The sequence below is a fragment of the Agrococcus baldri genome (assembly GCA_900114805.1).
Taxonomy (GTDB): Bacteria; Actinomycetota; Actinomycetes; order Actinomycetales; family Microbacteriaceae; genus Agrococcus; species Agrococcus baldri.
Map to the genome: position 1 here is coordinate 204,693 of FOZN01000003.1, position 24,607 is coordinate 229,299.

Below are 24,607 nucleotides of genomic sequence, written 5' to 3' on the forward strand. Positions count from 1 at the left end.
GTCGTCGTCAGCGATGGCGCGTCGGTCCGTCGTCCTGAGGCGGAGGAGCGCACACCATGGCGGAGCACAGCGTGGACGTCGTCGTCATCGGAGCCGGGGCTGCGGGCCTGAGCGCCGCGACGCGGCTGGCCAGGGCCGGCAGGAGCGTGCACGTGCTGGAGGCGCGCGACCGCGTCGGCGGCCGCACCTGGACGCGCGAGATCGACGGTGCGATGCTCGAGATCGGCGGGCAGTGGGTCTCGCCCGACCAGACCGCGCTGCTGCAGACGCTCGAAGAGCTCGGGCTGGAGACCTACCTGCGCTACCGAGACGGCGAGAGCCTCTACGTCGACCGTGCCGGCACGACCCACCGCTACACCGGCGAGCTCTTCCCGGCCGGCGAGCAGACCGAGGCCGAGATCGAGCGGCTCGTCGCGCTCGTCCACGGCATGAGCCTGGAGGTCGGCGCGGACGCACCGTGGGCCCACCCGAGCGCGGCGGAGTACGACGCCATCTCGTGGCGCGAGTGGCTGCGCGGCCAGTCCGACGACGAGACCGCGACCGACATCGTCTCGCTCTACGTCGCCGAGGCGATGCTCACGAAGCCCGCGCACTCGATCAGCCTGCTGCAGGCGCTGCTGATGGCCGCGTCGGCCGGCGGCTTCGAGCACCTCGTCGACGAGGGATTCATCCTCGACCGCCGCGTCGTCGGCGGCATGCAGCAGGTCTCCGAGCGGCTCGCGGCAGAGCTCGGCGATGCCGTGACGCTCGGCGCCCCCGTGCGTCGCCTCGAGCGCGGCGACGACGGTGTCACCGCCTACGCCGACGGCGACGTCGTGGTGCACGCGAAGCGAGCGATCGTCGCCGTGCCGCCCAACCTCTACTCCCGCATCGACTTCCAGCCGCCGCTGCCGCGCATGCGGCACCAGGCGCACCAGCATGTCTCGCTCGGCCTCGTCATCAAGGTGCACGCCGTCTACGCCACGCCCTTCTGGCGCGAGGACGGCCTCTCCGGCACCGTCTTCGCCCCCTTCGAGACCATCTCCGAGGTCTACGACAACACGAACCACGACGACCCCAAGGGCACGCTGGTGGGCTTCATCTCCGACCTCGAGGCGGATGCGTCGTTCGGCCTGGGCGAGGATGCGCAGCGCGCGCAGATCCTCGAAAGCCTCGCGGCCTACTTCGGGCCGCAGGCGCTCGAGCCGGAGGTCTTCTACCTCTCGGACTGGGGCTCGGAGGAGTGGACGCGCGGCGCCTACGCCGCGAGCTTCGACCTCGGCGGCCTCTCCCGCTACGGCGCGCTGCAGACGCAGCCAGAGGGCGTCATCCACTGGGCCTGCAGCGACATCGCGGCGGCCGGCTACCAGCACGTCGACGGCGCGATCCGCCGCGGCTGGGCGGCCGCCGACGAGGTGCTCGAGCAGCTGCCCGTCTGATCCACAGCACGAACCCAGGAGTCAACGATGACCACCACCGCCACCACCAGCGATCCCGATACCGGCATCTCACCCAAGGGCCTCTCGAAGGGCACCGTGACGGTGCTGGGCGCCGTCGTGATCGGCGTCTCGACCATTGCGCCGGCTTACACCTTCACGGCCGCCATCGGCCCGACCGTCAGCGCGGTCGGCCTGCAGGTGCCCGCGATCATCCTCATCGGCTTCATCCCGATGCTGCTGGTCGCCTTCGGCTATCGCGAGCTGAATCAGGCCATCCCCGACGCCGGCACCTCGTTCACCTGGGGCACCCGCGCGTTCGGCCCCTACCTCGGCTGGATGACCGGCTGGGGGCTCGTGATCGCCACGGTGCTCGTGCTCTCGAATCTCGCGGGCATCGCCGTCGACTTCCTCTACCTGCTCATCGCGCAGCTCACCGGCGACGCCGCCATCGCCGAGCTCGCGGCGAACCCGTTCATCAACGTCGCCACGTGCCTCGCGTTCATGGCGATCGCCACCTGGGTCTCCTGCCGCGACATCACCACGGCGCAGAAGCTGCAGGCCGTCCTCGTCGCCTTCCAGGTGCTGGTGCTTGTCGGCTTCGGCATCGCGGCGCTCGTGCAGGCGAACGGCGGCGGCGCGATCGACCACACGCCCATCGAGCTCTCGTGGTTCAACGTCTTCGACGCGCCCTCGCTGAGCGCCGTCGTCGCCGGCCTGTCCCTGTCGATCTTCATCTTCTGGGGCTGGGACGTCGTTCTCACCATGAACGAGGAGGCGAAGGACCCCAAGCGCACGCCCGGCCGTGCCGCCGCCATCACGATCCTGATCGTCCTCGGCCTCTACCTGCTGCTGGCGATCGCGCTGCTGTCGTTCGCCGGCAACGGTGAGAGCGGCCTGGGACTCGGCAATCCCGACATCCAGGACAACGTGCTCTTCCACCTGTCGAATCCGATCATGGGCCCGCTCGGCTGGCTCATCTCGCTCGCGGTGCTCTCGTCGTCGGCGGCCTCATTGCAGTCGACGGCGATCTCCCCCGCCCGCACACTGCTGGCGATGGGTCACTACGGCGCGGTGCCGAAGCGCTTCGCATCGGTACACCCGCGCTTCCTCACCCCCGTGTTCGGCACCATCGCCTCCGCCGTCGTGGCGAGCACCTTCTACGCAGTCATGCGGTTCATCAGCGAGAACGTGCTGTGGGACACCATCACGGCGCTCGGCATGATGGTGTGCTTCTACTACGGCCTCACCGCGCTGAGTGCTGTCTGGTACTTCCGCAAGAACGCCTTCGGCTCGGCGCGCACCGCGTTCACGCAGTTCTTCGCCCCGCTCATCGGCGGTGTGGTGCTCATGGCGCTGTTCGTGCAGACGCTCGTCGACAGCTTCGATCCGGCCTACGGCTCGGGCTCCGAGATCGGGGGCGTGGGCCTGGTCGGCATCCTGGGGGTCGGGATGCTGCTGCTGGGCGTCGTGCTCATGCTCGTCATGCGCGTGCGGGAGCCCGCCTTCTTCCGGGGTGAGATCCTGCCCCGCGGCTACAGCAAGGGCGGGCTCGACACGAAGGCGCAGTTCATCCAGTAGCGGCCGCCAGCCGGGAGCTCCCTGCCTCGGCGAGGTCCCGGCACGGCGGAGGGCGCCGACCCGTCTTCGGATCGGCGCCCTCCGCGCTGCGCTCAGACGACGTCGTCGCGGCGCTCGGTGCGCTCGATGCGCGTGCCGGAATCCGGGTCGACGGTCGACCGGGAGACCTGCGAGGTGCGGCCGCGACTGGCGGCCATGATGATGCCGATGAGGGTGATGAGCGCGCCCGCGCCCAGGAGGATGTAGCCGATCAGCGCCCAGTTGGCGCCATCGACCTGCCACAGTGCTGGCACTGCCCACGCGACGATCGCGCCGACGGCCATCAGGAAGATGCCGAAGCCGATGCTCAAGGTGCTCTCCATTCGTCGGGACGGCCAGGGACCAGGCCGACTCTGGTGCGAATGTACCCCGTGATCCTGGACGCGTCGATGGCATCGTGCTCGCCGCTAGGCTGGAACCCGCGGTCCGTGCGGGTGCGGCGCCGCCGGTCGACGGGTGCGCTGGCGCACCAGGAGGAGGAAGTGTGGAGCAGCTGCGCCTCGCGGTCATCGCAGGAGACGGCATCGGGCCCGAGGTGACGCTCGAGGCACGGAAGGCCATGCGCGCCGCGCTCGACGGCGTCGAGCTCGTCGAGACCGAGTACAGCCTCGGTGCAGCGCACTACCTCGACACCGGCGAGATCCTGAGCGACGAGACGCTGGCGAGCCTCAGGCAGCACGACGCGATCCTGCTCGGCGCCGTCGGCGGCGACCCCGCGGATGCGCGCCTGGCAGGCGGCATCATCGAGCGCGGCCTGCTGCTGCGCCTACGCTTCGCGTTCGACCACCACGTCAACCTGCGCCCCACCAAGCTGCATCCCAAGGTCACCAGCCCGCTCCGCGAGCCCGGCGCGATCGACTTCGTCGTCGTGCGCGAGGGCACCGAGGGCCCCTACGTCGGCAACGGCGGCTCGTTGCGCACCGGCACCGAGCACGAGATCGCCAACGAGACGAGCGTCAACACCGCCTTCGGCGTCGAGCGCGTCGTGCGCTTCGCCTTCGAGCTCGCCGAGCAGCGCAGCAAGCGCCTCACGCTCGTGCACAAGAAGAACGTGCTGGTGCACGCGGGCGGCCTGTGGCAGCGCATCGTCGCTGAGGTCGGCCAGCAGCATCCGGACGTCGCGGTCGACTACCTGCACGTCGACGCCGCCACCATCTTCCTGGTCGAGCAGCCCAGTCGCTTCGACGTGATCGTCACCGACAACCTCTTCGGCGACATCCTCACCGACCTGGCTGGCGCCGTGGGCGGCGGCATCGGGCTCGCCGCATCCGGCAACCTCAACCCGTCCGGCGAGTTCCCCAGCATGTACGAGCCGGTGCACGGCTCTGCGCCCGACATCGCCGGCCGCGGCATCGCCGACCCGACCGCCGCGATCATCTCCGCCGCGCTGCTGCTCGAGCACTCCGGACACCCCGACGCCGGCCAGCGGATCAGGGACGCCGTCGACGGCGACGTCGACGCGCGCGACGGATCCCGCCGCACCACCAGTCAGGTCGGCGACGCCATCGTCGATCGCATCACCGCTTCCAAGGAGCAAGCATGACTCTCGAGTTCGCGCTCACCCGCAACGAGCAGCCGGCGGCCGACGACGTCCGCCAGGGCGTGCTCGACGAGCCCGGCTTCGGCCGCCACTTCACCGACCACATGGTCTCGATCGACTGGACGGCGGAGGGCGGCTGGCAGAACGCGCGCGTCGAGCCCTACGGCCCGCTGCAGATGGACCCGGCCTCGGCCGTGCTGCACTACGGCCAGGAGATCTTCGAGGGCATGAAGGCCTACCGTCGCGCCGACGGCTCGGTCTGGACCTTCCGGCCCGACCAGAACGCGCAGCGCATGCAGCGCTCGGCGGCCAGGCTGGCGCTGCCGCAGCTGCCCGAGCAGGACTTCCTCGAGGCGGTGCGGCAGCTCGTCGAGGTCGATGAGGCGTGGGTGCCCAGCGGCGGCGAGAATTCGCTCTACCTGCGACCGTTCATGATCGCGAACGAGGTCTTCCTGGGCGTGCGCGCGGCGCAGACCGTGCGCTTCATGGTGATCGCCAGCCCGGCCGGCCCCTACTTCGCCGGCGGCGTCAAGCCCGTCTCCATCTGGCTCTCGCGCGAGTACAACCGCGCCGGCAAGGGCGGCACCGGCGCCGCCAAGTGCGGCGGCAACTACGCCGCCAGCCTGCTGCCGACGCAGCTCGCCGTCGCGCAGGGCTGCGCGCAGGTGCTGTTCCTCAACGAGGAGGGCACCGACCTCGAGGAGCTCGGCGGCATGAACGTCGTGCTGGTCAAGTCCGATGGCACCCTCATCACTCCCGACTCGGACTCGATACTCGACGGCGTCACCCGCAACTCGCTGCTGCAGCTGGCTGAGGACGCCGGCCACAGGGTGGAGCGCCGGCCCGTCACGCTCGCCGAATGGCGCGACGGCGTCGCCGACGGCTCGATCACCGAGGCGTTCGCCTGCGGCACCGCGGCGGTGCTCACGCCCATCGCGGCGCTGAAGAGCACCGACGAGGTCATCGGCGACCCGGATGCGCCGGCCGGCCCCGTCGCGACCGCCCTGCGCGCACAGCTCACCGACCTGCAGTACGGCCGGGCGGAGGACCCGCACGGCTGGATGGTGCAGCTCACCGAGGCACGCTGATGCGCGTCACCCGGTTCCTGCAGGGCGACCGCATCGGCTACGGCGTCGTCGACGAGGATGCGCTCGTCGAGCTCGTCGGCGACCCGCTCGCCACGGGCTTCGACACCACCGGTCAGCGCCTGGCGCTCAGCGACGTGCGACTGCTGGCGCCGGTCATCCCGCGCTCGAAGGTGGTCGCGGTGGGGCGCAACTACGCCAAGCACGCCGCCGAGATGGGCAACGACGTGCCCACCGAGCCGCTCGTGTTCCTGAAGCCGAACACCTCGGTGGTCGGCCCAGGCGATGCCATCGTGCTGCCGCCGGAATCCGAGGACGTGCACTTCGAGGGCGAGGTGGCGCTCGTCATCGGCCGCGTCGCCCGCAGGCTCACGCCGGAGAACGCGCTCGGCGCAGTCTTCGGGGTGACCGTCGCCAACGACGTCACGGCGCGCGACCTGCAGCGCCGCGAACCCCAGTGGGCGCGCGCGAAGGGCTTCGACACCTTCTGCCCGCTCGGCCCGGCGATCGAGACCGAGCCGGATTGGGACGACCTGCGGGTCATCACGCGCCTGGACGGCGAGGTCAAGCAGGACGGTCCCTCGACCGACTGGATCTTCGACGCACCGACCGTGCTCAGCTGGATCACCGCATCCATGACCCTGCTGCCCGGCGACGTCGTGCTGATGGGCACGCCGGACGGTGTCGGCCCGCTGCGGGCTGGTCAGACCGTCGAGGTCGAGATCCCCGGCATCGGCACCCTGCGCAACCCTGTGGTGGCCCAGCAGGCCGTCTGAGTAGCATCGCTGGCATCGGCGGCGTCGGTCGCCGCGGGACTCGAGGAGGAGTCATGTCGGAGATCCAGCAGCTGATCGGCCAGATGCCCGTGCAGCAGATCGCACAGCAGGCCGGTGTCGATGAAGCCGAAGCGCGACAGGCGATCGAGGCGATCGTGCCCGCGCTCGTCGGCGGCATGCAGGCCAATGCCCACGACCCCGCTGGCGCACAGTCGCTGATGGGCGCGCTCGGCGGCCACCAGGGTCACCTCGACGAGCGACTGGCGGGCGACGTCGACACCGCCGACGGCGAGAAGATCGTGCACAACATCTTCGGCGACAACACCGAGCAGATCGCCCGTGCGGCCGGGGGAGGCTCGGCGCTGGGCGGGATCATCAAGAAGATCCTGCCGATCGTGGCGCCGATCGTCATCGCCTGGATCGCCAACAAGTTCTTCGGCCAGGGCGGCGGTCAGCAGCACGCTCCGCAGCAGCCGGAGGCCGGCGGCGGCTTCGACTCGCCCTTCGGGCAGGGCTCACCCGGCTCGCAGCAGCAGGTGCCCACGCCCCAGCAGACGCCGCAGGGCCAGCAACCGGAGCAGGGCGGCGGCTTCGGCCTCGACGACCTGCTCGGCGGCATCCTGGGCGGCGGCTCCTCGAGCCAGCAGGGCGGCAGCGGTCCGCTCGGGCCGCTCGGCGACATCCTCGGCGGGCTGCTCGGCGGCGGCCGCCGCTGACAGTTGGAGGCTGTCTGCATATGCAGGCAGCCTCCCGCTAGACTGCCCGCATGGCTTCCCCCGATGCGCTCCGCGGCCACGTCGACGCGATGCTGCTCGCCGTGCTCGCCGAAGGCCCCGTGCACGGCTACGGTGCAGTCGAGCGCATCCGCGAGCGCTCGAGCGGGGTGCTCGACTTCCCCAGCGGCACCGTCTACCCGGCGCTCAAGCGGCTCGAGCGCCGCGGCCTCATCGAGGGGGAGTGGCAGGCGAGCGGCCGGTCGAAGCGTGTCTACCGGCTGACGAGCGCCGGCACGAAGGCGCTCGAGACCGAGCGGAGCGACTGGGCGGCGACCGCGTCGCTCATCACGCGCGTGCTCGGAGCGGCTCGAGCCTGACCGCGCCCCAGCGCAGCAGCACCCCCGCGGCGGAGGCGATGAGCCCCGTGCCCAGCAGCAGGGTCACCGCGACCAGCGCGGCGAGCACGGCCGTGCCCGCGGCCGGCACCGTCACGGCGCCCACCATCGCGACGGCGCCGACCACGAGCGCGAGCGCGTAGCCCAGCTGCAGCAGCGCCACGGCGACGATCGCGGCGAGAGAGCCGGATCGCCGGATCGCGAGCCAGCCGACGACCGCGGCGCCGACCACCAGCGGGCCGGCGACGTCGAGACCCCGCGAGACCTGCAGCATCCACCCGCCCTCGACCGGCACGCGGAAGCCGGGCATGCCCACGAGCGTCGTCATGGCGGCGAACCAGGCGACCAGCAGCGTGACTGCGCCCAGTGCCGCGAACGAGGCGAAGCGCTTGCCGCGGTCGGCGAGCAGCTCGAGCGACAGCTCGACGGCCAGCTCGCCCGGATCGCCGAACTCGGCCACGACCGCCTCGGCGGCGTCGCGCTCGGGCACACCGGCGCGCACGCGCGCGGCGACGTCCTCACGCAGGTCGCCCTCGATCTCGCGCGCCAGCTCCCTGCGGTGCCGGCCCGTGGCCACGACGGCACGCTCGAGGCGGCCGACGAGCAGGGCGACGGGATCGGGGGAGGGCATCCCCGCTATTCTCCCACGCCTAGGATGGAGCCATCATGAGCGTTCCCTTCTCGTCGGCCACTGGCAGCGATGTCGTCGTCCGCTTCTGCCCCTCGCCCACCGGCACCCCGCACGTCGGACTCATCCGCACGGCGCTGTTCAACTGGGCCTACGCCCGCCACCACGGCGGCAAGATGGTCTTCCGCATCGAGGACACCGACGCAGCCCGCGACAGCCAGGAGTCGTACGAGCAGCTGCTCGAGGCGATGCGCTGGCTCGGCATCGACTGGGACGAGGGCGTCGAGACCGGCGGCCCGCACGAGCCCTACCGGCAGTCGCAGCGCGGCGAGATCTACGCCGGCCTCATCAGCCGGCTCACCGCATCCGGTCACCTGTACGAATCCTTCGCGACCGCCGAGGAGATCGAGGCGCGCAACCGCGAGGCAGGCCGCGACCCGCGCCAGGGCTACGACAACTTCGAGCGCGACCTGAGCGTCGAGCAGCGCGAGGCGCTCCGCGCCGAGGGCCGCGTGCCCAGCCTGCGCCTGCGCGTGCCCGACGAGGATCTCTCGTTCGACGATCTGGTGCGGGGCGAGATCACCTTCCCGGCCGGCTCCTTCAGCGACTTCGTGGTCGTGCGCCCCAACGGCGCCCCGCTCTACACCTTCGTCAACCCGGTCGACGATGCGCTGATGGGCGTCACGCACGTGCTGCGCGGCGAGGACCTGCTCTCGTCGACCCCGCGCCAGATCGCCCTCTACCGTGCGCTCGCCGAGATCGGTGTCGTGAGCGCCATCCCGCGCTTCGGCCACCTGCCGTACGTGATGGGCGAGGGCAACAAGAAGCTCTCGAAGCGCGACCCGCAGTCGAACCTGTTCCTGCTGCGCGAGGCCGGATTCATCCCCGAGGGGCTGCTGAACTACCTCTCGCTGCTGGGCTGGTCGATCGCGCCCGATCGCGACGTCTTCACCCGCGACGAGCTGATCGCCGCCTTCGACGTCGCCGACGTGAATCCCAACCCGAGCCGCTTCGACCCGAAGAAGGCCGAGTCGATCAACGGCGACCATGTGCGCATGCTCGAAGCATCCGACTTCGCCAAGCGCCTGGAGCCCTACCTGGGCCGGGTCTTCGACGGCGAGCCGAGCGAGGCGCAGCGCGCGCTGCTCGCGCAGGCCGCGCCGCTCGTGCAGGAGCGCATGCAGCTGATCGGCCAGGCCGAGGACATGCTGGGCTTCCTCTTCCTCGACACCGAAGACATCAAGCACGACACGGATGCGGTGGCGAAGCTGGGCGATGACGTGCTCGCGGTGCTCGAAGGATCCCGACGCGCGCTCGCCGAGCTCGAGACCTTCGACACGGCATCGATCGAGGCCACGCTGCGCGAGGTGCTCATCGACGGGCTGGGGCTCAAGCCGCGCTTCGCGTTCACCCCGCTGCGGGTGGCCGTCACCGGCCGCCGCGTCTCGCCACCGCTGTTCGAGTCGATGGAGCTGCTCGGCCGAGAGTCGACGCTCGCCCGCATCGACCGGTTGGCCGCGAGCGTCTGATGGACGTGGACGTCGTCGTCATCGGCGCCGGCCCCGCCGGCCTCGCCGCGACGCTGAACCTGGCGCGGCAGCAGCGCACGGTGCTGCTGGTCGACTCCAACCGACCCCGCCACGCGGCGACGCTCCAGTCGCACGGCTTCATCACCCGCGACGGCATCTCGCCGCTCGAGCTGCGCACCCTCGGTCGCGAAGAGGTGCTGCGCTACCCGACGGTCGACCATCAGCGCATGCTGGTGACGCAGGTCGCGGCGGTCGATGGCGGCTTCGCCGTGCAGGCCGAGCAGGCCGGATCCCGCGCCGAGAGCGAGACCCGCGCATCCGCCGTGCTCCTCGCCACCGGCCTGAGCGAGACGCTGCCGCTGTCGCAGCAGGTGCGCCCCTGGTACGGCACGAGCCTGCACTCCTGCATGGACTGCGACGGCTACGACAAGCGCGGCCAGGCGCTCGCGCTGATCGGCGAGACCGACGACCTCGTCGAGCGCGCCATGGTCATCCGCCGCCACACCGACGACCTCGCGGTGTTCACGAACGGGGTGGCGGATGCGGTGAGTGCGGCCGGCGAGGCCCGCCTGGCCGAGCACGGGGTCGCCCTGGTGCGCGCCCCGATCGCTGCGATCGAGGGCGACCGCGACGGCATGCAGGCCATCGTGCTGGAGGACGGGACGCGGAGCGAGCGCACCGGCGGCTTCGTGCGACCGTGGTGGCACGCGCAGCTCGGCTTCGCGGAGTCGCTGGGGCTGGAGACCGATGAGGACGGCCTGGTGGTCGTCGACCGCACGCAGCGCACCTCCGTCGAGGGCATCTACGCCGCCGGCGACATCACGCCCGGCTTCCGCCAGCTGGCGGTCGCCGCCGGCGCCGGCACCATCGCGGCATCCGTCATCAACCGCGACCTCATCGCCCGCGGCCTCTGACCGCCGCCTGTCTGGTCACGACGCACTCCCGCTGGTGAAGACTGTCCTCTGATGGACACCGAGCTCTGGATCCGCACCGCGCTCGCCATCGCGCTGCTCGCCGCGATCGCGCTCGCGGGTCTGCGCGCCTTCCGCGTCGCCGCCCCGTGGGAGGTCGTCATCGCGATCCTGCGGGCGGCCGTGCAGCTGGCGCTGCTGAGCGTCGTGCTCGCGGGGCTGATCCAGGATGTGCGGTGGGTGGCGCTCGGCCTCCTCGTCATGCTGGTGGCGGCCGTGCTGACCGCCGCTCGCCGCGGTCGGGGCGCATCGGCACCGCTGCCCCTGCTGGCAGTCGCGATCGTCGCTGGCCCGCTGACGGCGATGCTCGTCGTGTTCGGCACCGGTGCGGTCGGCATCACGCCGGAGTACCTGCTCGCGGTGGGCGGCATCGTGATCGGCAACGCGATGACGATGGCGATCCTCGTGCAGCGTGTGCTGCACGCCTCGATCGACGATCACTGGGACGAGGTGGAGGGCTGGCTCGCGCTCGGGGCGACACCCAGGCAGTCGATCGCGACGCTCGCGAGGGGAGCGGTGCGGACGGCGCTGCTGCCCGCGATCGACCAGACCCGCACGACCGGCATCGTGGTGCTGCCCGGCGCCTTCGTCGGCGCGGTGTTCGCGGGCCTGTCGCCGCTCGAGGCCGGCCGCTTCCAGCTGATCGTGCTCGCGTCCATCCTGGCCGCCGGTGTCGTCACCGCCACGATCCTCGCGTTCGCACCGATCAGGTCGTCCGCATCCCGGGCGGCGCCGGCGCGGGCCTTCGACTCCGGCGAGGCGAAAGCGTGAGCCCTCATCGCGCGGATATCTTCCTTTCCATCTCGCGATCTTCCTCCTAAGGTAGAAGCATGGCGCTCAACATCAAGGATCCAGAGACCGATCGCCTCGCCCGCGAGCTGGCGCAGGCCACAGGTGAGACGATCACGGTCGCGGCCCGTCGTGCGATCGAGGAGCGCCTCCGGCGAGTGAGGGCGCGGAGCGCCAGCGGCGTCGAGGCCCAAGTGCAGGCGATCATCGACCGTGGGCGCGCGCGAACGGTGCTCGACGATCGCACTGCCGACGAGATCCTCGGCTACGACACGGTCGGGCTGCCCCAGTGATCGTCGTCGACACATCAGCGCTGGTCGCCGTCGTCGCGGCGGAGTCGGATGCCGAGCGGTTCGCGGCAGTGCTCGTCAGGAACGCGGGTGATGTGGAGGTGAGCGCAGCGGCGCTGCTCGAGGCGACGATCGTGCTTGAGGCGCGGTATGGCGCGGAGGCGTCGACGGATCTTGAGCTGCTCATCGATCGTCTCGGCATCGCCGTTGCGCCGGTCGACGCCGACCAGGCCGCGATCGCGGCGCAGGCGTGGCGAAGGTTCGGCAAGGGGCGGCATCCTGCGGCGCTGAACTTCGGCGACTGCTTCTCCTATGCGCTCGCGGCAGCACGAGGCGTTCCGCTGCTGTTCAAGGGCCGTGACTTCGCGCAGACCGACGTGCGCGACGCAAGCGCCTGACGGTCGAGGGGAACGTGCGTACCGTCGCCCGTGTGCGCGGAGTCCGCGCGTGACCTACGAGGAGATCGGCCCGCCGGCGCGCCTCACGGGGATCGCGACCCGGCTCTGGCACCTCGAGGCGGTGCCGCTGCGCCGCTACGAGAAGATCCTGCCGCTGCCGAACGTCCACCTGATCGTCAACCTCTCGCGGCCCTACCGGCTGTTCGACCGCGCAGGCCGCGCCAGCGAGGTGGTGGACGCGTTCGTCTCCGGGCTGCAGCGCGAGTGCCTGATGATCGAGTCGCCGACCCGCATCCACCACGTCGGCGTCGAGCTCACGCCCGCCGGGCTGCACACCTTGGCGCCGCATCAGGCTGCGGCGAGTGCGGGCACGGTGCAGGACGCCCGCCGGTTGCTGGCGGGCATCGGCGCGCTCGTGGCGCAGCTGCACGCGGCATCCGCGCCCGACGTGAGCCTGCGCATCCTCGTCGACTTCCTGAGCGGCGCGGTCGTGCAGCCGCCCGATCGGCTCGTCGCCGATGCGCTGCAGCTGATCGGGGCGGAGTTCGACCGCACCGTCGAGTCGGTCTCCATCGAGCTGGGTGTCTCGCAGCGCACGCTCATGACGCGCTTTCGCACCGTCACCGGCACGACGCCGAAGCAGCACGCTCAGGTGCTGCGATTCCACCGCTTCGTCGACGCGGTGCATGCCGCCGGCGGTCGGCCGGACTGGGCCGCGCTCGCCGTCACGAGCGGGTACTACGATCAGCCGCACGTCATCCGCGCTTTCCGCCGCTTCAGCGGCTGGACGCCGGGGGAGTACTACCGGCTGGCCGCCGAGCACGGACCGGACGCGGCGCACTTCGTGCCGCTCGACCAGTTGCCGCGCGCGGCTCAGGCGAGCGCGTAGGCGTCGCGCAGCCAACCCAGCAGCTCGTCGTCGACATCGTCGATCGCGGCGACGTCGACGCGGTGGGTGCACATGCCGCCGGCCGCTTTGAGCCGCTCGGTCGGCGGGGCATCGGCGAGGTTGACGCCCAGTTGCACGCGCTTGGCGCTCGCGGCCTCGATGACCGCGAACTGCTTGCGACGGCGCAGCGAGACGCTCGTCTTCTTCGGCGCCACCTCGACGTCGTCGCCGAAGTCCGCCACGACCGCCAGGATGCGGTCGAGGATCGGCCGCAGCGCCGCCTTGCCGCCGGTGTACTGCGCGTCGACGAGGCCGTCGGGGATCACGGGGCCAGCGCTGCGTGCGCGGTGCTGCAGCGCCATGAGGTTGGCGAAGCCGTGCGTCATGCCGTGCTCACCCTTGAGCAGCGCCATCGCCTGGCCGTGCTTCTCGGGGGCTGCGGCATCGAGCACCGCGAACCACTCCGCGAGGCTCTTGCCGGTCTTCGCGGGCAGGTTGTCGATCATCGTCTGCGTCGCAGCGTCTACGTCCATGGCATCACGCGAACGCCGCCCCTGCGGTCGCGATCGGACGAAGTTGACCCGTCGGCAGGCGGATGCGGTTGGCGCTCGGGTGCCCGAGCCGCTATGCTTGACTCTTGGTTCGCCCGCTCCGGCGCGCGACCATTGGGGTATGGTGTAATTGGCAACACGGAGGTTTCTGGTACCTTTGTTCTTGGTTCGAGTCCAGGTACCCCAGCCAGATGAACGTTACTCGAACCATGGTCAAACGAACTGACCATGGGTCTTGCAGGGCTCTCCGCTTTTGAGCGGGGAGTCCTTTTTTGTTGCGCGGTGTGGCCCGCGCTGCCGCCCTGTGTGGCCTCGTTCAGCCCTCGGACGGCACGGTTAACCTTGCTGCGCTCGGCGGCCACCTCTGTGCGCTCGTCGCGCACGAAGACGGCCAGGTGCTCGAAGCACGCCAGCAAGAGGTCTCGGCGCACCGTGTCGGATGCACGTTTGTAGAGCTCTTCCGGAGACGCTAGTAGGTCCATGAAGGCGACTGCTGTGTCAGCGCCGTACTGGAGACGATCGGCCGTCTGCTCGAGCCTCTCCTGCAGCGCTGCCTTCGCTAAGGTCGTGTGCTCGATGCGCTCTCGGATCTTGGTAATCGGCAGTGTTCCCGAAGCGGCCAGGTCGATCAGCCGCTCCTCCTGCCGTTCCAACTTGCCAAGCTGCTTCCGCAGTTGAGCCTTGGCATCGCGATCCTCGGCCAGCAGGTTGTCGACCGCGCCAGTCAACGCCTCGCGCATGTCATCGAGGGCTTCGGTGCTCAGTCGTTCGCGCGACACCACTTCCAGGAGGCGATCCTCAATCTGTTCGACGCGGCTCCACGGCATCGAGCACTGCTTGCGCTGCTTGGCCGCACAGACGAGGTACTCGTAGGTGCCGCCGTTCCCGTTGACCTGGCTGTAGATCAGGCGGCTGGTTCGCCCTTCCTCCGCGCAGTGCCCGCACCGCAACAACCCCTTCAAGTAGTGATGGTGCGTGATGTCCCGATCGCCCTGTCGCTTGCGCTGATCCAAGATCTCCTGCACTTTGAGGAACGTCTCCTTGGTGACGAGCGGCTCGTGGCGACCGACGTAGAGTTTGCCCTTATCGCGCATGGGTCTGCTGCACGGATAGGTGACGGTTCCTAGTCACGCCGCCAGTGCGGCGGGCGTGTTCATGATGGTCTCGAACTCGATGGGGGTCAAACGCCCGAGCGCGGCCTGTCGGCGGCGGCGGTGATAGGTCCGTTCGATCCAGGTCACGATCGCGATGCGCAGCTCGTCACGAGTGGCCCACGAGCGGCGGTTGAGGACGTTCTTCTGCAGCAGCGAGAAGAAGCTCTCCATGGCCGCGTTGTCGCCCGCGGCGCCGACTCTGCCCATCGATCCGACCATGCGGTGACGCGTCAGGGCGCGCAGGAACTTCCGGCTTCGAAATTGCGATCCGCGGTCGCTGTGGACCACGCACCCGGCGACTCCACCGCGCATTGCGGCGGCGTTGTCCAGCGCGCTCACGGCCAGTCTGGACTTCATCCTGGAGTCGATCGAGTAGCCGACGATCTTGTTCCCGAAGACGTCCTTGATGGCGCAAAGGTAGAGCTTGCCCTCGGCGGTGCGATGTTCGGTGATGTCGGTCAGCCAGAGCTGGTTCGGGGCGATAGCGGTGAAGTCCCGGCCGACGAGGTCGTCGTGGACTGGCGGGCCGGCCTTCTTCCCACCGCCACGGGCCTTCTTCTTCCCGAACGCGCTCCACCAGCCGTGCTGAGACGCGATCCGCCACGCGGTGCGATCCGCCATCGGCTCACCGGCCTCGCGGGCCTCGTCAGCGAGCAGCCGGTGCCCGAACTCTGGATCGTCGTGGTGCGCGTCATACAGAGCGTTCGCGCGATACGCCTCCACCACCTCGCTCGGCGTGATGGGGTTCGCCAGCCACCGGCAATAGGGCTGGCGAGCGAGCTTGAGCACCCGGCACGTCACCGTCACGGGGATCCCCGCAGCGGCGAGCTCGGTCACGAGCGGGTAGAGCCTTTTCCCGGCAGGTTCGCCTGCGACAGATACGCCGCCGCCCGCCGCAGGACCTCGTTCTCCTGTTCCAGCAGCCGGTTGCGCTTGCGCAGTTCGCGGATCTCCGCCGACTCGCTTCGCATCTGGCCAGGCGCCGATCCGTCTTCGACCTTGGCCCGCTGGAGCCACTTCTGCAACGTCATCGGATGGACCCCGAAGTCGTGCGCGATCTGCTCGATCGTGACGCCGGGTTCACGGTGCCGCGCGACGCGGACGACGTCGTCACGGAACTCACTCGGGTAGGGCTTGGGCACGATGGCATCCTTCCAGGCCTGCCCCTCGGGCAAGCCAGATCAGATGTCACCTACACGTGCAGCAGACCCGATCTGCGGGCGCAGCTGGACGTCATCGCCCAACTCAACGACCGCAGCGTCACCGAAGAGATCCGCCTGGCTCTCGAGTCCTGGGTTCAGACCAGCAAGTCCGATCCCAAGGTTCTCGCCCGAGCTGAGACGGTCAGGGCTGAGATCGACCGCGAGGCCAAGACCAAGCAGTCGGCAATCGAGGCCATCTTCGGAGGACCGGCGGCGAGCAAGCCTCCCCGCCAGACCAAGCAGGCACCCGCCTGAACGGTGGTGGCTGGACCCGGGCTTGAGAGCAATCGCTCTCGCCTGGGCCAGCTGCCGCCCGACCAGCCTCGTTGTCCCGCTGCGGCTTGCCAGGTGAACGATCGCGTTCGCCGGCCGCACGAAGGCAAGGAGGAACCATGACTACAGCGGTATGGATCCAGGCCGACACTATCTGGTCGCCGAGCATCATCGAGGTCGATGAGATGGCGGACTACCAGTCACTGGTGGACGGCTGGGTCGAAGCGCTTCAGGTGCCGAGCCTCGGCATCACGATCTTCGTCAACGAGGAAGGTCGGCTGAGACGGCTGAAGTTTAACGCCAGGGCATCCCTGCTGTGGTGGCAGCGCACACCGGAGGCACGCAACCAGATGATCTGCGGTGACGCCGTCATCGTCGGCACACCCGACGCCACCGGCAAGTCGACGGACGCACCGGACGATCTCGTCACGATGCTGACCGAGGATGGCTTGTTCGCCGTCCTGGTGAAGATCCCGTACGAAGACCAGGGCGTGTACGTCGATCCGGTCACAGGCACGAGCAACCACGTCGTGCCCCTACCTCCGAGCATGGAGGGCTGGTACGTCTGTCAGGGGATGTACCCGGACTACTTCTCTGCAGCAGTCTGGGCGATGCTCATCGAGGAGCGGTGGGCCTCCGTCGACGACACCAAGGTCGCGTCGGTCGCCGGGATGGAGCACTTGTTCCCGAAATTCATGCAACGCCGGTCGACAGACTGACCGGCTATCCGGCGGCAGCCTCCTGGGATCGAGAGCGACGCGCTCTCTCCCGGGTGGGCTGCCGCCTGTTTCACGTTGGAGAGTCCGCTGTGGAGAACTTCTACGACTTATCTGCCGCTCTCGCTAGCGTGCTGAAATGCCAGACATCTTCGACGAGCTCGACTTCCGCTGCCCGAAGTGCAACGTCCTCGTGTACGACGAGCGCTGTCGTGGTTGCGGGTATGTCATCGAGGCGCTCCGGATCCCTGAAGTTGAATCGAAGCGTGTGGCGGGGCACGACGATGTGCCAGGGATCGGTGGTTGGTAGCGAGTTAATGTCACCGGCTCGACGTACCGTCGTGGCATCGGCTTGTCCCCAGCAAAGGCGGTTGTCATGGATCCCTCGCAGCACGTTCCCTCGCTCACGCACCTGCGTGACTTCGCCCGAGCACGGAAGGCCGGGCGCCGCACACACGTCGCCCAGGACCGCGCCCAAGTGACCGCACCAATCGGTGAGCGGTTTCCGGCCTTCTATTACGAGAAGTTCCTGAGCGCGGTCATCGAGTACATCGACAACGGCTGCTTCGGAGGGGCACTCGAACGTGTCGTCGAGGCCGCTTCGGCGCGAAAGCGTGCAAGTTACGCCGCGGCGGCACGCGGCATGACGGTAATGCTCTCTGAACTCCGGCCGATTGCGGCGAAGCGGAAGCAGCGGAATGTGGTCGTCAATGACAAGTACGTCCAGCTCGTGAGCTTACGTATCCACCTGCTGATCGAACTGGCAGATTACTCGGTGGTCGCGGCGCACTTCTACTTCTCAGAGAAGGCGCTGACCGAGGTGGAGCTGCGTCTAATGGAGACTTCCATCGCCCTCGCCTCGCTGGAGTCGGTCCCTGGTGCCGCGCCCGCAATCGCCATGGCGCGCTCTGGTCGTCTGCATCTGATTGACGTAGCCGAGGCGACGTCGGCAGATCGAGTCGAAGAGCTGCGCGATGCGTCCGAGGCATACCTCGACGAGTGGCGGGCCGCGGCGTGACGGGTCAACAGAACTCGATACCGTCGAGCATGACCAACACACCTGCGCTCCGCATTGGTGATTCCAGCGCTCAGATCGCAGCTGAGTCCGTGCTCCTGGCGGCCGCGTCGAAAGCGCTGGGTGTTGAATTGTCGCCGTCTCGCGTTCATGTCGGTGATGTCTACATCGACGTCGACGGCGTTGACCCCGGGCGGACGGTGCTTGTCGAAGCGACTGCAATGATCGGGGCGCCGAAGGCTGCGCAGCAGAAGAAGCTTGCCGCTGACGTCCTCAAGCTCGGGTGGGCAAGTCGCACGCTCGGAGACGTCCGGTGTGTCATCGTCACCTGGAGCCCAGAGGTCCAGGCCTTCCTCTCACGGCCGCGTGCTTGGCTGACGGCAGCGCGACTCGAAGCCGGCGTAGAGCTGATCCTGGCTGAACCCGACGACACAGCCTTCGTTGCAGTCTCTGCAGCCCGGCTCGCGCAGGATAGATACGCGATGGAGTAATCAACAGGTCATTGCGTCTATTCAACAATTCTCGCAATTGTGCGATAATTGTCACAGATTGCAATAGCCGGTTCGAGCCTCGCTCCCGGCTGAATCGAGTCCAGGCCCCGCGCGCCGTGCTGACGTTCTGTCAGTACGCGCCGATACGGTGGCCAAGGAGCCCCCAGCGCCAACCAACGCACGCCCTCAGCGTGGAGGAGAACAGAACACATGCCGCCGACCACCAAAGAAGCCCAGCGCGCCGAGCTGCACAAGACCATCTGGCGCATCGCCAACGACCTGCGAGGCAGCGTCGACGGATGGGACTTCAAGAGTTACGTGCTCGGCATGCTGTTCTACCGCTTCATCTCGGAGAACCTCACGGCATACATCAACGTCGGCGAGCGCGAGGCCGGACACCCCGACTTCGACTACTCCAAGCTCGCTGACAAGGATGCCGAGTTCGGGCGGGCCGACACGGTATCGGAGAAGGGCTTCTACATCCTGCCTTCGGAGCTCTTCCAGAACGTCCGGAAGCGCGCGAGCGACGACGAGAACCTCAATGAGACCCTGGCTGGCATCTTCGCCGACATCGAGGGCTCCGCGAAGGGCACAGACAGTGAGGATGACCTCAAGGGTCTGTTCCATGACCTCGATGTCAACAGCCCGAAGCTCGGCAGCACTGTCGCGAAGCGCAATCAGAAGCTCGTAAAGTTGCTCGACGCGATCGGTGATCTGCCGCTCGGTAACTTCGAGGACAACTCGATCGACCTGTTTGGCGACGCGTACGAGTACCTCATGCAGATGTATGCCTCTCAGGCGGGCAAGTCCGGTGGTGAGTACTACACGCCGCAGGAAGTGTCAGAACTGCTGGCTCGGATCACCGTTGTCGGCAAGACCAGCGTCAATAAGGTCTACGACCCGGCGGTCGGCTCGGGATCCCTGCTGCTCAAGTTCGCCAAGGTGCTGGGCAAGGAGAACGTTCGCCAGGGCTTCTATGGCCAGGAGATCAACCTGACCACCTACAACCTCGCGCGGATCAACATGTTCCTGCACGACGTCAACTACGAGCAGTTCAACCTCGCCCACGGTGACACTCTGATCGACCCTGCGCACTGGGACGATGAGCCGTTCGAAGCGATCGTTTCCAATCCTCCATATTCGATTTCATGGGAGGGCGATGCGAACCCGCTCCTGATCAATGACCCGCGCTTTGCGCCGGCCGGAGTGCTTGCGCCGAAGTCCAAGGCTGACCTTGCCTTCACGATGCACATACTTTCGTGGCTGGCGGTAAACGGCACCGCCGCCATCGTCGAGTTCCCTGGCGTGCTCTACCGTGGCGGCGCGGAGAAGAAGATCCGCCAGTACCTCATCGACAACAACTACGTCGATGCCGTCATCCAGTTGCCGCCGGACCTGTTCTTCGGAACAGGCATTGCAACCTGCATCATCGTGCTCAAGAAGTCCAAGGCCGACAACAGCGTTCTGTTCATCGATGCGTCAACTGAATTTTCGCGCGTTGGAACGAAGAACAAGCTGCAGGCGGTCAACCAGGCCAAGATTCTTGATTCACTGGTTGCTAGGAGCGCGGTCGCTCACTTCTCTGCGCTGATCCCGAATGAGCAGATTGCACAGAATGACTACAACCTCGGCATTTCTTCGTACGTGGAGCAATCGGTCGTGGAGGATAATCTGGATATTGCCCAACTCAACGCCCGAATCGCCGATATTGTAGAGCGGCAAGCGGAGTTGAGGACGATCGTCGATCGAACCGTTGCTGACATCGAGGGGATGGTCGGATGATCGCTGCGGATGTATTCACGACTGTTCGGAAGAAGGTGCGTCTTTCTGACGTGACGTCGGAGAGTAGAGAGCGGAACATCGATCGACTCGTGACCGATGTACGAACGGTCACGAATCAACAACAACTGATCCCGACCGCAGACTTCTTTGCGAACGCGCGCACCAGCGAGGACACGAAGAACTATAAGATCGCTCGTCCGGGTGCGTTCGTTTACAACCCTTCTCGAATCAATGTGGGCTCGGTTGCTTCGGTTGTGGGCGACAAGCCGGTCATAGTCAGCCCAATGTATGTAGTCTTTGACGTCGATCAATCGTGCGTGTTGCCACGATATCTAATGCATTTCCTGACCTCCCGAGCAGGTCGCCGAATGATTGAGGGTGGAGTCGAGATCGGCGCTCGCTTTCGACTTACCTATGCGAGTCTTTCGAAGTTTGTCATTAGCTTGCCAAGTCTCCAAGTGCAACAAGCGATTGTCGACGCGCTTGGCGACTTCGAACGACTTATTGACGCCCTTGAGGAGGAGTCGGATCTCCGGCGTTTGCAGTACGTTCACTACGCTGACCGTCTTGTCGCCAGCGGCGAGAAGACCAGCAGTGCCCTGCTCGGTGATGTGGCGACCGTAGTTCGAGGGGCTTCGCCGAGACCGATTCAGGAGTTTCTTACCGACAATGCCGACGGTATTCCTTGGATAAAGATTGGCGATGTTGCGACCGGCGAGAAGTACATTACTTCGACATCTCAGCGAGTGACGAAAGCAGGCGCGGAGAAGTCGCGTCGAGTTCGGCCGGGTGACTTTGTGCTCTCTAACTCCATGAGTTTTGGTCGCCCCTATATATCCAAGATCGACGGCTGTATTCATGATGGCTGGCTTGCCATAAGTGCTTTTGACGACGCCTTCATTCCAGACTACCTCTATCACCTGTTGCGTTCCTCCATAATTCAGGCAGAGTTTTCGCGACGCGCGGGTTCGGGCGCGGTACGGAATCTCAACTCCGAAATTGTGAGGTCTGTGCGAGTGCCTGTCCCTTCGCGCATCGAACAGGAGCGAGTGGTGGTTAGGCTCGATGGTTTCGAGAAGCTTGCCAACGACTCCTCGAGCGGCATCCCTGCAGAGGGCAAGCTCAGGCGACGACAGTACGAGTACTACCGCGACAAGCTCCTGACCTTCGAGGAGCTGCCAGCATGAACGAGCTCAGCAACCGCAAGTACGACCCGATCGCCATCAGCAGCGAGAGCACCGTGGTCGCCGAGTACATCCCGGACGCGGCGCAGCAGTCGGCGTATCAGTCGGAGGCAGAGCTCGAGCGCGAGTTCATCCGACTTCTGGAGTCGCAGGCCTACGAGCGCCTGACGATCACGTCAGAGGCTCAACTGGTGGACAACCTCCGGGTTCAGCTCGAGGCGCTCAACGGCATCGCGTTCTCCGACGAGGAGTGGACGCGCTTCTTCAACGAGCGGATCGCCGGAGCTAACGACGGCATCGTCGAGAAGACGCTGCGTATCCAGGAAGACCACGTTCAGGTCCTGACTCGTGATGACGGCTCGACGAAGAACATCACCCTGCTCGACAAGCGTCACATCCACAACAACCGGCTGCAGGTCATCAACCAGTACGAGACCAGCCAAGAACAGGGTGCCAAGCACGCGACTCGCTTCGACGTGACCGTGCTGGTCAACGGGCTGCCGATGGTTCACGTCGAGCTGAAGCGCCGCGGTGTCGACATCCGTGAGGCCTTCAATCAGATTGACCGCTATCAGCGAGACAGCTTCTGGGCCAGTTCCGGCTTGTTCGAGTACGTCCAGCTGTTCGTGATCAGCAACGGCACCCTGACGAAGTACTACTCGAACACCACGCGCCGCGAGCACCTCAGCGAAGAGACTGGCAAGCGCAAGTCTCGCAAGACCTCGAACTCCTACGAGTTCACCTCCTGGTGGGCGGACGCGCAGAACAAGCCGATCCAGGATCTGACGGCGTTCGCCAAGACCTTCTTCGCCAAGCACACGCTGCTCAACATCCTGACGCGCTACTGCGTCCTCACCGCCGACCGCATGTTGCTGGTGATGCGGCCGTACCAAATCGTGGCGACCGAGAAGATTCTTCAGAAGCTCGAGATCTCGACGAACTACAAGCAGCTCGGCACGATCGATGCCGGTGGCTACGTCTGGCACACGACCGGCTCGGGCAAGACCCTGACCAGCTTCAAGGCTGCCCAGTTGGCGTCGAAGGTGCCCAGCGTCGACAAGGTGCTGTTTGTCGTCGACCGCAAGGACCTCGACTACCAAACCATGAGGGAGTACGACCGCTTCGAGAAGGGCGCGGCCAACTCCAACACCTCGACTGCAGTGCTGAAGAAGCAGCTCGAGGATCCCAACGCCCGGATCATCATCACGACGATCCAGAAGCTCGCGACGTTCATCAAGGCCAACAAGGGCCACGACATTTACTCCGGCCACATCGTCATCATCTTCGACGAGTGCCACCGCTCTCAGTTCGGCGACATGCACTCGGCCATTACGAAGGCGTTCAAGCGGTACAACCTGTTCGGCTTCACCGGCACGCCGATCTTTGCGGCCAACTCCGGCAGTGGCGGCAATCCCCAGCTGAAGACCACTGAGCAGGCGTTCGGTGAGAAGCTCCACACCTACACAATCGTCGACGCCATCACCGACAAGAACGTCCTGCCGTTCCGCATCGATTACGTCAACACCGTCAAGGTCGGCAACGTCGTCGACAAGCAGGTTTCGGCGATCGACACTGAGAAGGCTTTGCTCGCACCCGAGCGCATGAGCCAGGTCGCGGCTTACGTCCTAGAGCACTTCGACCAGAAAACGAAGCGTGCCGAGCACTACACGCTGGGGGAGCGGCGCGTCCGCGGCTTCAACGCCCTGTTCGCCACTGCCTCGATCGATGCGGCTCGTCTCTACTACCAACTGTTCGCACTGCAGCAGGAACAGCTGCCGCCGGCCCGCCGCTTGAAGATCGCCACGATCTTCTCGTACGCCGCCAATGAGGCAGTCGAGGACGGTGCGCTCGAGGAAGAAGGCTTCGACACCAGCGCCCTCGACGGAGACGCTCGGTCGTTCCTCGAGGAGGCGATCAAGGACTACAACCGGATGTTCGGCACGAGCTTCGACACCTCGTCCGATCGCTTCCAGAACTACTACAAGGACCTGTCGCTACGGCTGAAGCAGCGCGAGATCGACCTGGTCATCGTGGTCAACATGTTCCTGACTGGCTTTGACGCCACCACGCTGAACACCCTGTTCGTCGACAAGAACCTGCGCACCCACGGCCTGATCCAGGCATACTCCCGCACCAACCGCATCCTGAACTCGGTCAAGACCTACGGCAACATCGTTTCGTTCCGCGACCTCGAGGAAGCGACCAACGACGCCATCGCGCTGTTTGGCAACAAGGACGCCCGCGGCGTCGTCCTGCTGAAGCCGTACGGCGAGTACTACAGCGACTACGCCGACAAGGTCACCGAGCTTCCCGAAGCGTTCCCGCTCGGAATTCCGATCGTTGGCGAGGCTGCACAGAAGACATTCATTGCTCTGTTCGGAGCCATCCTGCGCCTGCAGAACATCCTGACCTCGTTCGACGACTTCGTCGGCAACGAGATCGTCAATGAGCGCCAGATCCAGGACTACCGCAGCGTCTACCTCGACCTGTACGCCGAGTTCCGCAAGGACAAGGACGGCGACAAGGAACTGATCAACGACGACGTCGTCTTCGAGATCGAGCTCATCAAGCAGGTCGAGATCAACGTCGACTACATCCTGATGCTCGTCCAGAAGTACCGCGCGGAGCGCGGCGACGGCGACGATAAGGAGATTCGGGCTGAGATCGCCCGGGCGGTCGACTCCAGCCCGAGCCTGCGCAACAAGAAGGACCTGATTGAGGACTTCGTCGACTCCGTCTCAACCGACGGCGCGCTCGATGAGGAGTGGCGAGCCTTCATCGCAGCCCGACGCGAGGCCGAGTTGAACGCCATCGTCGATGACGAGGGTCTCCGGCCCGAAGCCACGCGCGAGTTCATTGACAACGCGTTCCGTGACGGCAACGTCCGCACCAGCGGAACGGCCATAACGAAGGTGCTGCCGCCGGTGTCACGCTTCGCCGCTGGCGGCAATCGCGCGGAGAAGAAGGAGCGAGTACTCACTCGCCTGAGCCAGTTCTTCGAGCGATTCTTTGGGCTTGGTGCGCAGGAGGATCAGGGTTCGTCATGACTGGGTGGGAGTGGTCGTGATGGCAATCAACCTGCTTCCTGGCGACGTCTGTGTCGGCCACCCCTTCGGTGATTACGCACGTGACGAGCACGTCGTTGCGTTGATGGATGCATCGGTGCCGAGATGGCAAACACTACTTTATGAACTGAAC

General features: G+C 66.7%; 25 protein-coding genes, 1 tRNA gene and 1 pseudogene. 22 read left to right on the forward strand and 5 right to left on the reverse strand.

What is annotated here, in order from left to right; translation table 11 throughout:
• The first annotated feature begins 56 nt into the window (after positions 1-56).
• A complete protein-coding gene (locus BM288_RS09260; RefSeq protein ID WP_092918213.1) occupies positions 57-1,418 on the forward strand; it encodes a flavin monoamine oxidase family protein in 1,362 nt (453 codons plus the stop codon).
• 27 nt (positions 1,419-1,445) lie between these two features.
• Positions 1,446-2,996, forward strand: a complete 1,551-nt coding sequence (locus tag BM288_RS09265; protein ID WP_092918215.1) for an APC family permease — start codon at positions 1,446-1,448, stop codon at positions 2,994-2,996.
• Positions 2,997-3,088: 92 nt separating this feature from the next.
• Here the strand turns inward: BM288_RS09265 and BM288_RS09270 are convergent, their stop codons facing one another.
• Complete coding sequence (locus tag BM288_RS09270; protein WP_092919032.1) at positions 3,089-3,346, reverse strand: DUF6458 family protein; 258 nt, start codon at positions 3,344-3,346, stop codon at positions 3,089-3,091.
• A 173-nt stretch (positions 3,347-3,519) separates the two neighbouring features.
• On the opposite strand from BM288_RS09270, the gene BM288_RS09275 reads away from it, so the two are divergent.
• From BM288_RS09275 to BM288_RS09295, 5 genes are read left to right on the forward strand one after another with little or no spacing between them, the layout of a single operon-like run.
• Positions 3,520-4,578: a 3-isopropylmalate dehydrogenase gene (locus tag BM288_RS09275; RefSeq protein WP_092918217.1), complete on the forward strand. Its 1,059-nt coding sequence runs from the start codon at positions 3,520-3,522 to the stop codon at positions 4,576-4,578.
• Positions 4,575-5,663, forward strand: coding sequence for a branched-chain amino acid aminotransferase (locus BM288_RS09280; protein WP_092918219.1), 1,089 nt, complete (start codon positions 4,575-4,577; stop codon positions 5,661-5,663). Before BM288_RS09275 ends, BM288_RS09280 begins: the two co-directional genes overlap by 4 nt.
• Entirely contained in the window at positions 5,663-6,436 is a 774-nt protein-coding gene (locus tag BM288_RS09285; protein WP_092918221.1) for a fumarylacetoacetate hydrolase family protein, read from the forward strand. Before BM288_RS09280 ends, BM288_RS09285 begins: the two co-directional genes overlap by 1 nt.
• Before the next feature lie 53 nt (positions 6,437-6,489).
• Entirely contained in the window at positions 6,490-7,152 is a 663-nt protein-coding gene (locus tag BM288_RS09290) for a DUF937 domain-containing protein (RefSeq protein WP_092918223.1), read from the forward strand.
• Between the two features lie 50 nt (positions 7,153-7,202).
• On the forward strand, positions 7,203-7,529 hold the full coding sequence (locus tag BM288_RS09295; RefSeq protein ID WP_092918225.1) for a helix-turn-helix transcriptional regulator: 327 nt from the start codon (positions 7,203-7,205) through the stop codon (positions 7,527-7,529).
• Here BM288_RS09295 and BM288_RS09300 read toward each other — a convergent pair.
• Complete coding sequence (locus BM288_RS09300) at positions 7,498-8,178, reverse strand: permease prefix domain 1-containing protein (RefSeq protein ID WP_092918227.1); 681 nt, start codon at positions 8,176-8,178, stop codon at positions 7,498-7,500. The genes BM288_RS09295 and BM288_RS09300 overlap by 32 nt on opposite strands.
• A gap of 35 nt (positions 8,179-8,213) precedes the next feature.
• Between BM288_RS09300 and gltX the strand changes: the two genes are divergently transcribed.
• From gltX to BM288_RS09330, 6 genes are read left to right on the forward strand one after another with little or no spacing between them, the layout of a single operon-like run.
• Positions 8,214-9,704 carry a glutamate--tRNA ligase gene (gltX, locus tag BM288_RS09305; RefSeq protein WP_092918228.1) on the forward strand — a complete coding sequence of 497 codons (1,491 nt, stop codon included), beginning with the start codon at positions 8,214-8,216 and terminating at the stop codon, positions 9,702-9,704.
• A complete protein-coding gene (locus BM288_RS09310; protein ID WP_092918230.1) occupies positions 9,704-10,618 on the forward strand; it encodes an NAD(P)/FAD-dependent oxidoreductase in 915 nt (304 codons plus the stop codon). The genes gltX and BM288_RS09310 overlap by 1 nt, the downstream gene beginning before the upstream one ends.
• Before the next feature lie 51 nt (positions 10,619-10,669).
• Positions 10,670-11,446 carry an ABC transporter permease gene (locus tag BM288_RS09315; RefSeq protein ID WP_092918232.1) on the forward strand — a complete coding sequence of 259 codons (777 nt, stop codon included), beginning with the start codon at positions 10,670-10,672 and terminating at the stop codon, positions 11,444-11,446.
• A 59-nt stretch (positions 11,447-11,505) separates the two neighbouring features.
• Positions 11,506-11,757 carry a type II toxin-antitoxin system VapB family antitoxin gene (locus BM288_RS09320; protein WP_092918234.1) on the forward strand — a complete coding sequence of 84 codons (252 nt, stop codon included), beginning with the start codon at positions 11,506-11,508 and terminating at the stop codon, positions 11,755-11,757.
• On the forward strand, positions 11,754-12,152 hold the full coding sequence (locus BM288_RS09325) for a type II toxin-antitoxin system VapC family toxin (protein WP_318255455.1): 399 nt from the start codon (positions 11,754-11,756) through the stop codon (positions 12,150-12,152). Before BM288_RS09320 ends, BM288_RS09325 begins: the two co-directional genes overlap by 4 nt.
• Positions 12,153-12,201: 49 nt before the next feature.
• A complete protein-coding gene (locus tag BM288_RS09330; protein WP_177220333.1) occupies positions 12,202-13,041 on the forward strand; it encodes a helix-turn-helix domain-containing protein in 840 nt (279 codons plus the stop codon).
• Here the strand turns inward: BM288_RS09330 and BM288_RS09335 are convergent.
• On the reverse strand, positions 13,026-13,574 hold the full coding sequence (locus tag BM288_RS09335) for a DUF4287 domain-containing protein (RefSeq protein WP_092918238.1): 549 nt from the start codon (positions 13,572-13,574) through the stop codon (positions 13,026-13,028). The genes BM288_RS09330 and BM288_RS09335 overlap by 16 nt on opposite strands.
• Before the next feature lie 133 nt (positions 13,575-13,707).
• Between BM288_RS09335 and BM288_RS09340 the strand changes: the two genes are divergently transcribed.
• A tRNA-Gln gene (locus BM288_RS09340) sits at positions 13,708-13,782 on the forward strand.
• Positions 13,783-14,428: 646 nt separating this feature from the next.
• On the opposite strand, the pseudogene BM288_RS14730 reads toward BM288_RS09340, so the two are convergent.
• Together BM288_RS14730 and BM288_RS09350 are read right to left on the reverse strand one after the other, a co-directional pair.
• Positions 14,429-14,686, reverse strand: a pseudogene (locus tag BM288_RS14730) (recombinase family protein); the annotation flags it as partial.
• 33 nt (positions 14,687-14,719) lie between these two features.
• Positions 14,720-15,888, reverse strand: a protein-coding gene (locus tag BM288_RS09350) for an IS3 family transposase (protein ID WP_092918240.1) whose coding sequence is annotated in 2 segments (ribosomal slippage) — positions 14,720-15,601 and positions 15,604-15,888 — 1,167 coding nt in all. Because the reading frame shifts where the segments join, the coding sequence is not laid out codon by codon here.
• Between BM288_RS09350 and BM288_RS14480 the strand changes: the two genes are divergently transcribed.
• The 8 genes from BM288_RS14480 to BM288_RS09380 all read left to right on the forward strand — a co-directional run bounded on the left by BM288_RS14480 (position 15,781) and on the right by BM288_RS09380 (position 24,456).
• Positions 15,781-16,203: a hypothetical protein gene (locus BM288_RS14480; RefSeq protein WP_177220315.1), complete on the forward strand. Its 423-nt coding sequence runs from the start codon at positions 15,781-15,783 to the stop codon at positions 16,201-16,203. The two genes, BM288_RS09350 and BM288_RS14480, sit on opposite strands and share 108 nt — an antisense overlap.
• Positions 16,204-16,340: 137 nt before the next feature.
• On the forward strand, positions 16,341-16,940 hold the full coding sequence (locus tag BM288_RS09355) for a DUF3846 domain-containing protein (protein ID WP_092918242.1): 600 nt from the start codon (positions 16,341-16,343) through the stop codon (positions 16,938-16,940).
• 136 nt (positions 16,941-17,076) lie between these two features.
• Positions 17,077-17,247 carry a hypothetical protein gene (locus BM288_RS14485; protein ID WP_177220334.1) on the forward strand — a complete coding sequence of 57 codons (171 nt, stop codon included), beginning with the start codon at positions 17,077-17,079 and terminating at the stop codon, positions 17,245-17,247.
• A gap of 66 nt (positions 17,248-17,313) precedes the next feature.
• Entirely contained in the window at positions 17,314-17,955 is a 642-nt protein-coding gene (locus BM288_RS09360; protein WP_092918244.1) for a hypothetical protein, read from the forward strand.
• A gap of 29 nt (positions 17,956-17,984) precedes the next feature.
• Positions 17,985-18,443 (forward strand): hypothetical protein, encoded by a 459-nt coding sequence (locus BM288_RS09365; protein ID WP_143103077.1) that lies wholly within the window; start codon positions 17,985-17,987, stop codon positions 18,441-18,443.
• A gap of 210 nt (positions 18,444-18,653) precedes the next feature.
• The gene (locus BM288_RS09370) at positions 18,654-20,225 is read left to right on the forward strand and encodes a type I restriction-modification system subunit M (RefSeq protein WP_092918248.1); all 1,572 of its coding nucleotides are present in this window, start codon (positions 18,654-18,656) and stop codon (positions 20,223-20,225) included.
• On the forward strand, positions 20,222-21,412 hold the full coding sequence (locus BM288_RS09375) for a restriction endonuclease subunit S (RefSeq protein ID WP_092918250.1): 1,191 nt from the start codon (positions 20,222-20,224) through the stop codon (positions 21,410-21,412). The genes BM288_RS09370 and BM288_RS09375 overlap by 4 nt, the downstream gene beginning before the upstream one ends.
• The gene (locus BM288_RS09380) at positions 21,409-24,456 is read left to right on the forward strand and encodes a type I restriction endonuclease subunit R (RefSeq protein WP_092918252.1); all 3,048 of its coding nucleotides are present in this window, start codon (positions 21,409-21,411) and stop codon (positions 24,454-24,456) included. The genes BM288_RS09375 and BM288_RS09380 overlap by 4 nt, the downstream gene beginning before the upstream one ends.
• The last annotated feature ends 151 nt before the right edge of the window (positions 24,457-24,607 follow it).